Below are 13,434 nucleotides of genomic sequence, written 5' to 3'. Positions count from 1 at the left end.
TTAGCCTGTACATAAGATGATTATATGCCTTCAAAAATTCTTGCTTTTCGCATGCAACCCCAGAAAAATACTAAATGGTGTTGGGCAGCTGTTACATCTAGTATTTCAAAACATTATTGGAAAAGTTCCCTTTGGACCCAGTGTAGGGTAGTATCAAACAGCCTTAAAGAAAGTAGCTGTTGTGATATGAATCTGCCTTCCTTTTGCAATGTTCCTTGGGCGTTAGATTATGCATTAAGAATAACAGATAATTTAAAAGCACATTGGAATTACTGGGTTGCTTTTCCAGTAATAGTAAGAGAAATTAATAACGGTAGAATAATTGGCGCTCGCATTGCATGGTCTAATGGTACGGGGCACTTTATTGCAATTGTTGGCTATTTGGATAGTGAAGAGGAAAAATTTTATGCAGTAGATGATCCTCGGCCAAAATCTCCCAAAAGTATTTTAATAGAGGAAAGCAGATTGATAAATAATTATCAGGGATCGGGAAAATGGTCAGATACTTATATAACGCAAAAACCTTCAAAGCGAAACATGATTAGATTTACTTATGTTGACAGACAATTGCTTAAAAGAGCAAATAAACATGTTGGTGTAATGTTCCCAAAAAGGCAGAGACGATTTAATTGGTCAGAATTAACTAATACGAACATATTACTTCCACACTTTGTATATGAAATACCCTTTAATTCACTTAAATCAAAGGATCATAATATGAAGGCCATAAGTTTTCGAATTGTTAATAGCGAAGAATTACTGATTATTGATGTTGATAGAAATTCTGAAGAAGCGAAAATTCAAGAGATCATTTATGATCAACAATACGTGAAGGATTATATAGATTTACTGTTTTATGTAATTGATATGGGGATGAATAGACCTGCTTCTTTTAGTATTAGCTTCGTAATACAGGCTGAGTTGAATTATTCAGCTTTTTGTCTAAAAAATATAGATAGTCCTCAAGAAAATTTATTCATAAGTTTTGATCCGAATGCTGAAAAAACTTTTTTATCCTATTCCGAAACAGAATATTTCAATATGCTTGAAAACTTTGCTCAAGATTCAAATTCTTATGAAGATAATTTTGGAGGGTAGTTCAGTAAATATCTAATAATTCTATATATTCTTACTTCATTTTCTGTCTTGGAATATTGATTTCATGCTCCTGTGGATAAGGGGCGCGATGCGTCATGCTCACATCTTCCTTAATTTTTTCATGGGCTGTAAACTGACGGTCATCCGCATTGGAGTAGCGTGGATCTGGAATAAAAGGCATCTTGGCCATTTTCGTTACCGTAATTGTTGGAAAATGGTAATCTACCTCAACATTACCCAGCAGCAGATAACAGCCGCCTCCCTGAAAAGGATAGTCCTTTAAGCTTCCGGTGAAATGGGCCGTATCAAAAAACTCTCCTTCGGCATCAATCCAGGTACCAAAATACATGGCCCCCATTTTTGTAGGCACGTGTTTTCTGGAGATCAGATAGGCCATCATACGCACTGTTTTTTTGTGATATTGGAGAAGATCCTTTGCCATTACATCACCTCTGAATTTGGTTTTGAGAAGATCAAAGGGAGAAATAGAAACCGGAAAGCTCAGTAGTTCAATCTCATCAAAGGCATCTTCAAATTCAGAGCGTTCCAGTTTAGGAAGCTCATATTCTCTCACAGGTTCCTGAATCAGCATTAGGCTCCTGTTTTCGGGTTTAAAATTAACCAGTATAAGTCGGGCTATTACCAGCAGCTGATTTTTTGTTTTCCCTGTAAAACGGAATGCGCCGATGAAGATTAAAATTTGTAAGCCTTCAATTCCGATTGGAATACGGTTGATAAAGTCCTCCAATGATTTATATGGCCCTTTATTCTCCCGTTCGCTCTGTATTTGAAGGGCGATTTTGGATTCAAGACTCTGCAGGTGCATGAAGCCCAGATATACCTCTGTACCATATAGCGTTGTTTCAAATTCACTTTTATTAACACAGGGATTGTGTATCGAAGCTCCTGACATTTTAGCTTCATGAACGTACACTTCAGTGCGATAGAATCCGCCCTGATTGTTGATGACTGCTACCATAAATTCTACAGGGTAATAAACCTTAAGATAAAGGCTCTGATAACTCTCTACGGCATAGGATGCGGAATGGGCTTTACAGAAAGAATAGCCTGCAAAGGATTCGATCTGACGGTAAATTTCCTCACTGAGTTGAAGTGGATGTCCTTTCTCGGCGCAGCAGGCAAAGAAATTGTCTTTTACTTTCTGAAGGGCTTCTTTGGACCTTCCTTTTCCTGACATGGCACGACGAAGTATATCTCCGTCAGCAGCGGGAAGACCTCCATAGTGCAATGCAATTTTAATCACATCTTCCTGATACACCATAATGCCATAGGTTTCACCTAACTGTTCCTGAAAAACTGGATGATAGTATTCGAATTTATCGGGATAATTGTGACGGAAAATATATTCTTTCATCATTCCGGATTGTGCAACACCCGGACGAATAATTGATGATGCAGCAACAAGTGTTTTGTAGTTATCACAATTCAGACGACGAAGTAGTCCACGCATAGCTGGGCTTTCAATATAAAAACAACCTATTGTTTTTCCTCTTGCCAGGAATTCATTGCACCTGATCTCATTCTTTGAAATTGAGGTATCTCGGATGTTGAGTCGTATGCCTCGATTCTTTTCAATGAGTTTCACACTGTCATCAATGTGACCGATACCTCTCTGGCTTAGGATATCAAATTTCTCAAGGCCTATGTCTTCTGCGATGTGCATGTCGAAAAGTACAATAGGAAAACCTTTAGGAGGCATTTCCAGCGGCGTATAATTGGTAATGGGCTCTTCTGAAATCAAGATGCCACAGGAATGCATGCTTCTCTGATTGGGATATTTTTCCAGCAGCATACCATACTGCTGCACCTGTTTCACTACTTTATTTGTAGCATGAAGCTCCATTGGATTTTTGGCCAATGCATCGAGTTCCTCTTTAGGAAGCCCAAAAACTTTGCCCACTTCACGAAAAATGGAACGGTATTTAAATTCCACGTTGGTCCCGCAGAAGGCTACGTGATCGTACCCGTATCGTGAAAAGATATATTCCAGAATAGTATCACGCTCTTTCCAGCTCCAGTCAATATCAAAATCGGGCGGACTCTTGCGATTCAGGTTTAAAAAACGCTCGAAATACAAATCAAGTTCCAAAGGGCAGATGTCTGTTATGCTCAGGCAATAGGCAATTATGCTGTTGGCTCCACTGCCGCGTCCAATATGCAGAAATCCCTGAGAATTGCTAAATCTGATGATATCCCAGGTAATTAAAAAATAGCCGCTGAATTCGAGCTGGTCAATAACCTTGAGTTCTTTGAACATGCGTGATTTGGCCTCTGCATTGTTTTTTCCATAACGCCACTCCAAACCCTGCTGGGCCAGAGTAGTGAGTAGGGTCATATCGTCTTTTCTGTTGTTGGTATAAAACTTCTTGTTCTTTGGTGTTTTGAAATCAAATTCAAAATTACAGTTCTCAAGTAAGTTCTTTGTATTGGCAATAATCTGAGGATAATGCTCATAACAACCAATCAAAGTTTCCTGAGGAACCATAACTTCTGAATCCTTACACTGATCCTCTACTGAAAGCCTGGATAAGATAAGATTCAGATCTATAGCGCGCAGTATGCGGTGAAGATTGTATTCTCTTTTGGTGCGAAAGGTAACAGGCTGGAGTATGACCATTTTTTCCTTTCTGTTTTTCCACTCAGATAATACCAGTTGCTGTAATTGTTCGGGACGGATTCCAATATATTCATGTTCTTTTAAAACAGAAGGGACATTCTCTAAGGGATATATAACAAAAACATCATTAAAATCTGGAGCAAAAGGGGGCAGGGATGTACCATCGAAATTGTACCGGGTTAAAAAACGGTTCATTTCTGCAAGCCCTGAGGCGTTTTTAGCCAGTCCGATAAAACGGAGCTGGTTTTCTGAGCGCAATTCCATTCCAATTACCGGTTTGATACCAACGCGAGCACAGCCTTTGATAAAATCATAAATTCCGGTTACAGTGTTGATATCGGTTAGTGCCATAGCAGTAATACCGCAGGCAGCAGCCTGCGTAATCAAATCCTCCAAAGGAATAGTTCCATAGCGAAGGGAGTGAAAAGAATGACAGTTGAGATACATGGAATTATTTTGATTTACGTTTTAAAATTTCATTTTTATTGTTGGGTTTAAAAGAAGCTCCGGCGCATCGCATCACAGCATCGAAACCATATCGGCTTTTCATTCGGTCCATGGCCTGATACAGGGCCAGCATTTCTTCGGTATCCTGAAAAAGATCAATCTGGTAGGTACCACGAACCAGTCCACTGAATCTGATTCCAATAAGACGAAGCCTCATTCTGCGCTGGTATAACTTTTCAAAGAGATCGGTTACGGTCTGGGTCAGGATATGATCAGCTGAGGTATATTGCACCCGGCACTGTTTGGTTTCGGTATCAAAATTGGCATACCGTATTTTAATCGTTACAGTGGAAGTCAGCCACTCTTCAGAACGTAACTGAAAGGCTAACTTTTCTACCATTCCCAGCAGTACTCTTTTAAGGCGGTCCATATCGATGGTATCCTGTGTAAAAGTATGTTCAGTGGATATGGACTTTCTCTCGGTATAAGGTTCTACCGGATTGTTGTCAATGCCATTGGCTTTTTTCCAGAGTTCTATTCCATTTTTGCCAATCATCTGCTGTAGAACGCCTGCAGGCATTTCCGATAGGGTCTGAATAGTCCTTATTCCGATTCGGGAAAGCAGCTGAAAGGTTTTGTCGCCCACCATTGGTATTTTCTGAATGGAAAGCGGATTTAAAAAGGACTGTACCAGATGCTGGGGAATTTCAAGGTTCTGCTTCTGTTTTCCTTCTCCGGTACCTATTTTGGAAACTGTTTTATTAATGGAAAGGGCAAAGGTGAGGGGCAATCCTGTTTCTTTTATGATGGTCTGGGCGAGTTCGTTTGTCCATTTGTAGCTGCCGTGGAATTTATCCATACCGGTGATGTCCAAATAAAATTCGTCGATACTGGCTTTTTCAACCACCGGCGCTTTTTCCTGAATAATTTCAGTAATATCATGAGATAGTCTGGAATACAATTCCATATCTCCTTTCATTATTTTGGCCTGCGGGCAGAGTTTCATAGCCATGTAAATAGGCATGGCTGAGCGTACACCAAAACGTCTTGCTTCATATGAGCAAGAAGCTACAACACCACGATCACCACCTCCAATAATGAGCGGTATACCATTTAAGGCCGAATTTGTGAGCCTTTCGCAGGACACAAAAAACGTATTCATATCGATATGTACAATTGACCTTTCCATAATCTTCTCATTTTATACCTGACAAAATTAGTACAGATCATAACATATTTACATAAAACAGATGTTCCATTTTGGAACAAAATTAGCAGTCATGTTTTTTCAATTTGATAATTGCTTGTAAACATTGAGATTTGTCAAGTACGATGATTATAAACAGATTTAATGAAGTCAATTTTTTAATGTGTTTATTCTTAAACTTTGTTTTAAGTCCACTTTGGATCCTTTACAACTATCGAAACTTAAGATTATAGAATTAATACCAATACAAAATAAAATTGAATTTAAACCAGAAAACCGGTATTGATGGCAATCCGCTTTTATGTAATTTTACATTCTGCCTGGTTTATCAATAAAAATGAGAAACCATAACATCTTAATAGAAAATTTGAACTGATTGGAAGCCAGCACGCATATAAAATTATCACAGCTAACAGATATTATCTCCAATACTATCAGAGCACAATTCAGTGCCCTAAAATACTGGGTAGTAGCTGATATTACCAATCATTCCTATAAGGCAGATAAAAGATATCACAATTTTGATTTAGTAGAAAAGGATTCAAATTCGAATAATATTGTTGCAAAAATTGCAGGGAAGGCCTGGGGAAATGGTTCTCTGAGCATTTCTGATTTTGAAAAAAATACCGGGCAGAAATTCACCAACAACATTAATGTTCTGGTACAGGTTTCCATAGAGTTTCATCCACTTTATGGTCTTTCTGCTACTGTTGTGGATGTGGATACGAATTTTACCATGGGGCTTTTAGAACAAAAAAGAAATGAAACCCTACAGAGATTAGTTTCAGAAAATGAATTTATAGAAAAAGTAGCTGATGGTTATCAGACTACAAATAGCCGTCTTAAATTAAATCCTGTTGTTCAGAGAATTGCTTTGCTGTCGTCCGTTAATTCTGCTGGAAGTGAGGATTTTAGGCATACCCTTGAGGTTAATAATTTCGGGTATCAATTTTTTGTAGATAATTATTACACCCATGTACAGGGGGAGAATAATTCGAAATTATTTTTAGACAAACTAATTCAGATTTATAATTCTAAAATTCAGTACGATGTAATTGTAATAACAAGGGGAGGAGGGGCACAGACGGACTTTCTTATTTTTGATGATTACCAGATTGGAAGGGCAGTGGCTAAGTTTCCTATACCGATTATCACCGGCATCGGACATCAGAAGAATATTTCAATTGTTGATTTAATGGCCCATACCCAAACCAAAACACCTACTAAAGCAGCGGAGTTTATTATAGCGCATAACAGAGATTTTGAACAAAAATTGCTTTCTTTTCAAAAATCTATCCTCATTAAGTCGCAGCAATTGTTTTTAACAAATTTTCAGGCACTCGGATCAATAAAGAGTACCATTGTAAATACTGCCAGAGATATTCTAAATGAGAAAAAAGATGAGATCGTGGCGATTAATCAGATAACGATCAATAGCTCTAAATCTATTCTTTTTAATCACAGCAGAAATCTTTTGAATACATCCTCACAGATAATATCAAAACCTAAAATTATTCTATACAGCAGGATCAGTGATATTAAAAACACAATCAGTAATTTAAAAACCTTCAGCAATCAGTATCAGAAAAATAAAAAAGGAGATTTGGGTCATTATGGTTCCCTTATTAAAATGATGGCACCTGAGAACATTCTAAAGAAGGGATATGCTATTGTCAGGGTCAATGATAAAATTACAAGTAATCCTGACGACTTAAAAATTGGAAGCGAAATGGAAATCATACTTGCAGATACCCTTATAAAATCAACTATTAAAGAAAAAATACCATACAATGGAAAAGATAAAACTAACTTATGAAGAAGCTTATAAAGAGCTGGCTCTAATTGCTTCTGAAATCGAAAATGAAACCATTTCAGTAGATGTGCTTGCTGTTAAAGTCAAAAGAGCTTCGGATCTAATTACATTCTGCCAGGCAAAACTGAAATCTACAGAATCGGAAGTCAATAAGATTATAGCTCAGATGGAAAACTCTACTCAATAGTGCTGTTATAGAATATTCAATAAATCAGGTTATGAATTAAGTACGTCTTCAACATTGCGCATAGAATCCATATGATCACTTTTAGGAAGTGAGTTTTCCTTTTTTTTCACCAGATAAATACTTTCATCTGCTACATTTCCAAACATAAACCTTTCAAATCGATATTTGTACGTCGACATTTTTGATGGCGATTTTTCACCTCCAAACTGGAATACGATGGTAAGTTCTCCCTGTGCATGAGCAGCTGGAATTTGAAGTATAAAGTCTAAAGATGTAGGAGCACCGTGACTTAGTAAAGGCATCGTATTGAAATACATTAAATCATGATATTCACCATTAATAAGTAACTGACCTTTTGATGTTACTATTCGCTTTTGCACATTAATATCATTGTTAAATGCTGAAGTATTGAACAATACATTTCTAAAGTATAAGAGTATATTATTTCTCCCATCATTACTAATTTGCTTTAAACGGAGATGACCAGTTAGGACAGGGAAATTTATCCCTTTCATCAGGGCGCTTATAAGATAATGTGGTGCAATTCTTGTCTGCCCGTCTAATCGAATATAATATCTATTATCAAATTGATGCGGTTTCTCAGGGCTTTTCTCTACTTCAATAACAAATACTGAATCCTGGTTTTCATTTTGCAAGGCTTGAACTCTGATACCGACAGGCAATGGAATAATGCTCGAAGACAAGATATTAATGAGTTTGTCTCTGTCTAATGCAGACGCAAAAGGGGTTAATTCTCCTATAGCAACCGTATTCTTATTTTCATCTCGGGTCTCAATTGGGGCGCCCCAAATAATTATACCTCCTTCTGAATTCAGCATGCCGCAAACCGCCTTTTTAATGGTATCCTCCTTTTCTTTGTATGCTCCTCTGGCATCATAGGATTTAAATTCCAGATACAAATTTTCATCTTTTGATGTTGAAAAAAATTCCTGGAGATATTCATACTCCAATTCATAAAGATCCCTGTTAAATAATGCCTCTGATGGTTTCATACTTTTTTTGGATTAGTGGTTTGTTTGTCAAATATTACAACACATCTATTTATTCATTACAGTCAAAAGTATTGAATGACTTTAATTTAATCTTTGAAGATAAATCAATTATCCATTTTTAGTTTATCATCTGAATTTTTTGACTTCCTTTGAAAAATTTCTATATGCCAGATTTATATCATATAAATTTTCAGCATTAAAAAACTCTTTCCTTTTTTGTTTTAATAAAACTACAAAATCATCTTTATCAGTAACAATATCCTTTGGATCTTGTGTAGTATTTAAATTAACTCCAGATATTCCTTTTAAATTTGAAAATAGAATATCTTGAATGGCCGTCAATGGTGAGGTATAAAACTTCGAAAAACTCAAACTCTGAGATTTTGAGTAAGGATGATCTGTGAATTTTTCAAGTGTTTCAATATACTCGCTGAGTTGGCGATACAATAATTCTTTAAGAGAATTTATTTCAGTTATCTGAATAGCTTCTTCTTTTAATTTTAGATGTTTTTCGTTTAATAATTTGCGTTCTTCTTCAATATCTTCAGAATTATATACTTGAGGAAATTTCATTTTTGATTCGACAAATTCCAATTCACTTTCTGTTTTTTCAATTTTTTGAAGTAATGTTGTCATGTTTTCATTTTTAGTTTGTAATAGATTGCTTTAGAAGAAACAAATTCATCGGACATTTGATTTTAGTAATGTTAACTTTTTAATTTAAAAGAAAGGACTTTCAAAATTGGATATGTTTTATCCCATTGAATCTGATTGTCGAAATAATATTTTTCGGAGACTTTCCTTTCGAAATCCTCTAAGTATGAATCCAGCCATTTATAATATTCCCAGCTTGATGATTTTAGAAACGAAAATTTACTGAATTCTACATTTATTCTGTAAGTTGTAATAAAAGCAGGATTATGATCAGGTTTTAAATTTAAGTACAATTCTTTAAACTCAATTGGAATATATGTGTTGACACCGCTTACTATAGTTTCAACAGTAATTTTAAAGCGATCGTTTTGAATAATTATTGTAGAATTTTTCTCCCGGCTTACTTTACTTTCATTAGGTAATACTAAATTAAAATGCTGAAACATTGCTCCGTTGTGATAACTGGATGTAACTTTCCCCTCAGTTTCTCCTCTTTTAAAATAGGTAACATTACGAAGTTGATCATTGTCCTGAAACTTGCTTCTCTGATCTACAGGCTTAGAAAATAATTCCAAAAAATAATTAGTGAGAAGTATGTAGGTTATGTCTTTTCTTTCGTATGTTCTTAGCCTATCATCACTAAAAGATGTATTATTAAAAAAAGCGGACAAATGCATTGACAAGTTATTCAAAAAATAATATTCTGATATACTCTCAATGATCGGCAATAATGTTTGTCGTTCGCTATGGATATTGCCAAAATCAGTTTTTAACCAATTATCATCTATACGAGCGTCTTCTGCTCGTGCAGAGTCCAAATACTCAAGAATATTATTGGAGTAATGGTAATTATCAATTTTTATAATATTTTTGTTTTCACGGTCAACAATAAAAAAACCTTCAATTTTTTTTTCAAATTTTCTCCTACCAAACAAATTTGATGCTAAATAAATCATGCTTCCAATAGTCATTATACTTCCAAGAAGTAAATAGGTATTGTTTTTATTTTCGATTTTGATATAGTCAAATAAGCTCGAACTAATGAAACTTACTCCAATTCCTAATACAAGTGAAATGATGATAAGTTCAATAACCTTTTTCCTATTGTCAAGTAAATTGTTTAGAAAATAAGAATGTGATTCTGCCATTTTTTATGTTCGTTTTATGCTTTGCTTTGTAAGTTGATATTAAAACTGTTATACTCAAGAGGATTATGAATTAGATTCAATGATTACTTATCTAATCCTTTTTAGAATCATCTTTCTGAGCATTTTTCCAAAATTCTAAATTTCCATCAATTTGTCTTTTCTGATATAGTTCATAATCATAATCATCTTTTTTAAATTCATCTATATCAACTTCCAGTTTTAAAACTCCTGTAGATGGTTGTCTTGCTAAAGCTTTAGAAAATGAGAATAACAGTGCTTTATCAAGATTAGTTCGATTCTCTTTTGCTGAAGTAGTTTGCATCCTGTTGACAGCATAAGCAAAAAAATCTGCTACCTGAATTAGTGTGCATTCTGCGGATGATTTATAGTGTACGGTATTATCGGCAACTCCTCCCAGAAATTCAAATTTTTCAAATTCAGTTTTATTATTTGCTCTCTGATCCATGAAAATCTCTATTCTATCATTTGCGTACTTTTTTTTCGCAAATTCTCTTAAGGTCAGTAGGAGTGAAAATATTGCATTATCTTCACTTTCTTTAAGATTTAAATTGCCCAGATTTAGTTCTTTTGAAATAAAAATCCCGTTTTCTTGTAAGGTTTTTTTATGAATAGTCTGTACAAAAAAGGGAAGCTTAAATTGAGCAAAAACATCTGCTATCTCATCGACCAATTTTATCGTTTGCTCGTAAGTAAAGCCTGAAAATTCATTATTTTTATTGACTATATCTTTAAAGTGAAATTCGGTAATAGGATAATCTTTTTTCAAAGTATCTAAAATTTCAGATAGAATTTTCTCTAAGATATGACGTAGTTCTGCGTGAATAAATACAGCTACAAGCGTTTTTCTATCTTCTTTTAAAAACCGTGTTTCATTAAAGTTACCAGGTGATCCCGTGTCATCAATTACAATAAGATGCTTCATAAGTTTTGGAATTATTATAAATTTATGTGAATGTTCAGCCTGTGTAAAATATCAGCCGTTTGCTAAATGTAGTATTTTTATCCAAATTTTAGAATTTTATAATATACTTTTTTACTTTTTAATAATGAGATGAGCACGCCCTTGATCGTTTATGATTTTTTCAATTTCAGAATTTATAACATCTTGTATATCCTGCTTAATTTGCAAATAATTTCTTTGAACAATAGAGTTATCAATCTTTCGTATTTGTGCAATTTCCTCATAGTTATCTATTTCTTTTTCGAGTGCCTTATGATCGTTTAAAATTTCGCTGTGAAATGTTTTAAGCTCAATTTTACAGTTGGGATCATCTGCTACCATACCCACAAACTGGCCTGAACTTAATGAAGAAATTTTAGAAGCCGGAACTGCTGATTCCAATTGTTTGGAACGACTGATTGAGGTATCGCTACTGTTAATTGAAAGACTCTCACGATCCTGCATGATCTTTCCAAAACGGTCTGAAAGCTGCTTGGCTGTATCTCCTGTTACCTGACCGCTTATTATATTTCCAGAGATATTTAATATTACGTCAGCCTGTTCACGTCCGTAATCTTTTCTAAGCTGACTGAAATCCTGAATCCCCAAACAGGTGGCCACTTTATTGCTTCTTGCAGTGGCGATCAAACTGTCCATATTATTGAGATAAATGGTAGGAAATTCATCAAATATCAGACTGCTTTTGAGTTTTCCTTTCTGGTTTACCTGTTTGATTAATCGGCTTACGTATAAGGATAGAACAGCTCCATACGTTTGAATTTTCTGCGGATTATTTCCCATGCAGACAATTTTTGGCTCAAGGGGATTATTAATATCCAAAGAAAAATCGCTTCCGGATAAAACATAATAAAGCTGTGGAGAAGCAAGTCTTGCCATAGAGATTTTAGCAGAAGCAATTTGTCCTTCCAGCTGATCCATAACATCTTTTAGATAAGCACTGACAAATGGATTAATAAGAACATCAATTTCTTTTTCTGTTCTGAGAATGGTGAAAAGATTGTCGTAATCCATCTGCATCAGTTCAATGACATGCGGCAGGGTACAGAATTCACCATCATTATATTTGCGCAGATACCATATAATGGCAGTCAGGAAATTAATGGGGGATTCTACAAAAAAATCCCCCTGTTTTTTAATCCATTCGCGGTTAAGACCAAGCAATATTGTGCGGGCTGATTCAGCTGCATCCGTGATATCTGTCATAGCTGAAGGATCTAAGGGATTACATCTGTGAGTCCGGCTCAGATCATCAAAATTTATGACATAAAATTTTGGTTCAACAGGGTAGAAATGCTTTGAGTTAAGCCATGTGTTGTAAGCAATTTTGGATAGATCATCGAACTTAAAATCATAGATAAACATACTAAATCCTTTTCTGATATGCTGGGTAATAACATGACGGATTACAAAGTATGATTTACCTGATCCAGGTGTTCCTGCAACGAGTAAAGACCGAAAAGGATTTATGATGTTGATCCAGCTATTTCGGATTTTGTCTTTCAGATAATATTGCGCCGGCAGGTTAATGGAATATTCATTTTCAAGCAGCCTTTCTTCCTGAGGAAATGTTTCGTTCTCTTTATTAAAAATATCTTTATGATTTATTCTGCTCGTTATAATTCGAGTGAGTAAAATACCGCCAGTCAGAAGAAGGAGATATCCACACGTAGTAAAAAACATGTACAGAACTACCCTAATGTTTGCAGGAAGAGGTAATATTATAAATACATAAGTGGAGAAGTAAAGACATACACCTGATATTAAATAGTATAAAGCCATTTTTAACTGCAGTTTTTCATTCTTTCTCCCTTTTGCACCCAATAGAGAAATTAGAAGAAAAGCAAGTACTAAGAGCTTTGATTTATGAAAAAAATTAAAGAGTCCTGTTTTATAAATATTGTCCAGAATGGTATCACTTAATGGACTTACAAGCTGCCATTGTTTAAAAGCGTTATAACCGTAGTAGTAAAAATGTATACCCAAAAGCACAATGCTGATAAGGCGGGTCATGTCTAAAATTTTTCTCAGTGCCTGTTCATTTTCTCCTGTCTGCATCATCAATTATTCAAAAGGTTACATAAAAAAAAATGTTGTTTACTTTAATTTGAAGCATTAAATTTAATGATGATTTAATGATTTATTTTAGTCAAAATATGGTGGGAAACAATATTAATATCAATCTTCTTCAGAATTGAATTCCTAATCTTATATCCATTTTTATTAAATAAACGCGTAAAACTACCTGCT

Annotated in this window: 10 protein-coding genes; 3 read left to right on the top strand and 7 right to left on the bottom strand. The window is 35.1% G+C overall.

Annotation, left to right across the window (positions count from 1 at the left end):
- Window positions 1-24: 24 nt before the first annotated feature.
- Window positions 25-1,098: a papain-like cysteine protease family protein gene (locus ASC72_RS13605; RefSeq protein ID WP_056191579.1), complete on the top strand. Its 1,074-nt coding sequence runs from the start codon at window positions 25-27 to the stop codon at window positions 1,096-1,098.
- A gap of 31 nt (window positions 1,099-1,129) precedes the next feature.
- Here ASC72_RS13605 and ASC72_RS13600 read toward each other — a convergent pair whose 3' ends face one another.
- Together ASC72_RS13600 and dinB are read right to left on the bottom strand one after the other, a co-directional pair.
- Window positions 1,130-4,183 (bottom strand): DNA polymerase III subunit alpha, encoded by a 3,054-nt coding sequence (locus ASC72_RS13600; RefSeq protein ID WP_056191577.1) that lies wholly within the window; start codon window positions 4,181-4,183, stop codon window positions 1,130-1,132.
- 4 nt (window positions 4,184-4,187) lie between these two features.
- Complete coding sequence (gene dinB / locus ASC72_RS13595; RefSeq protein ID WP_056191575.1) at window positions 4,188-5,372, bottom strand: DNA polymerase IV; 1,185 nt, start codon at window positions 5,370-5,372, stop codon at window positions 4,188-4,190.
- Between the two features lie 394 nt (window positions 5,373-5,766).
- Between dinB and xseA the strand changes: the two genes are divergently transcribed.
- Both xseA and xseB read left to right on the top strand, forming a co-directional pair.
- Entirely contained in the window at window positions 5,767-7,206 is a 1,440-nt protein-coding gene (gene xseA / locus ASC72_RS13590; protein ID WP_056191573.1) for an exodeoxyribonuclease VII large subunit, read from the top strand.
- The gene (gene xseB, locus ASC72_RS13585) at window positions 7,181-7,390 is read left to right on the top strand and encodes an exodeoxyribonuclease VII small subunit (RefSeq protein ID WP_056191571.1); all 210 of its coding nucleotides are present in this window, start codon (window positions 7,181-7,183) and stop codon (window positions 7,388-7,390) included. The genes xseA and xseB overlap by 26 nt, the downstream gene beginning before the upstream one ends.
- Window positions 7,391-7,419: 29 nt before the next feature.
- Here the strand turns inward: xseB and ASC72_RS13580 are convergent, their stop codons facing one another.
- The 5 genes from ASC72_RS13580 to mobC form a co-directional block, all read right to left on the bottom strand.
- A complete protein-coding gene (locus ASC72_RS13580; protein ID WP_056191569.1) occupies window positions 7,420-8,403 on the bottom strand; it encodes a helix-turn-helix domain-containing protein in 984 nt (327 codons plus the stop codon).
- Between the two features lie 126 nt (window positions 8,404-8,529).
- Window positions 8,530-9,039: a hypothetical protein gene (locus ASC72_RS13575; RefSeq protein WP_056191567.1), complete on the bottom strand. Its 510-nt coding sequence runs from the start codon at window positions 9,037-9,039 to the stop codon at window positions 8,530-8,532.
- A gap of 71 nt (window positions 9,040-9,110) precedes the next feature.
- Window positions 9,111-10,205, bottom strand: a complete 1,095-nt coding sequence (locus ASC72_RS13570) for a hypothetical protein (RefSeq protein ID WP_056191565.1) — start codon at window positions 10,203-10,205, stop codon at window positions 9,111-9,113.
- 91 nt (window positions 10,206-10,296) lie between these two features.
- Window positions 10,297-11,148, bottom strand: a complete 852-nt coding sequence (locus ASC72_RS13565) for a DUF3800 domain-containing protein (protein ID WP_056191563.1) — start codon at window positions 11,146-11,148, stop codon at window positions 10,297-10,299.
- A gap of 111 nt (window positions 11,149-11,259) precedes the next feature.
- Window positions 11,260-13,242, bottom strand: a complete 1,983-nt coding sequence (gene mobC / locus ASC72_RS13560) for a conjugal transfer protein MobC (protein ID WP_056191963.1) — start codon at window positions 13,240-13,242, stop codon at window positions 11,260-11,262.
- Between the last annotated feature and the right edge of the window lie 192 nt (window positions 13,243-13,434).

The sequence above is a fragment of the Flavobacterium sp. Root420 genome, assembly GCF_001427905.1.
Taxonomy (GTDB): domain Bacteria; phylum Bacteroidota; class Bacteroidia; order Flavobacteriales; family Flavobacteriaceae; genus Flavobacterium.
This window is presented reverse-complemented; position numbering and strand designations above follow the sequence as displayed.

Excerpts from the sequence above, each read along its gene's own strand:
- ASC72_RS13605 (WP_056191579.1), top strand. The coding sequence starts at position 25 with ATGCCTTCAAAAATTCTTGCTTTTCGCATGCAACCCCAGAAAAATACT.
- ASC72_RS13570 (WP_056191565.1), bottom strand. The coding sequence starts at position 10,205 with ATGGCAGAATCACATTCTTATTTTCTAAACAATTTACTTGACAATAGG.
- ASC72_RS13575 (WP_056191567.1), bottom strand. The coding sequence starts at position 9,039 with ATGACAACATTACTTCAAAAAATTGAAAAAACAGAAAGTGAATTGGAA.
- xseB (WP_056191571.1), top strand. The coding sequence starts at position 7,181 with ATGGAAAAGATAAAACTAACTTATGAAGAAGCTTATAAAGAGCTGGCT.
- mobC (WP_056191963.1), bottom strand. The coding sequence starts at position 13,242 with ATGCAGACAGGAGAAAATGAACAGGCACTGAGAAAAATTTTAGACATG.
- dinB (WP_056191575.1), bottom strand. The coding sequence starts at position 5,372 with ATGGAAAGGTCAATTGTACATATCGATATGAATACGTTTTTTGTGTCC.
- ASC72_RS13565 (WP_056191563.1), bottom strand. The coding sequence starts at position 11,148 with ATGAAGCATCTTATTGTAATTGATGACACGGGATCACCTGGTAACTTT.
- ASC72_RS13600 (WP_056191577.1), bottom strand. The coding sequence starts at position 4,183 with ATGTATCTCAACTGTCATTCTTTTCACTCCCTTCGCTATGGAACTATT.
- ASC72_RS13580 (WP_056191569.1), bottom strand. The coding sequence starts at position 8,403 with ATGAAACCATCAGAGGCATTATTTAACAGGGATCTTTATGAATTGGAG.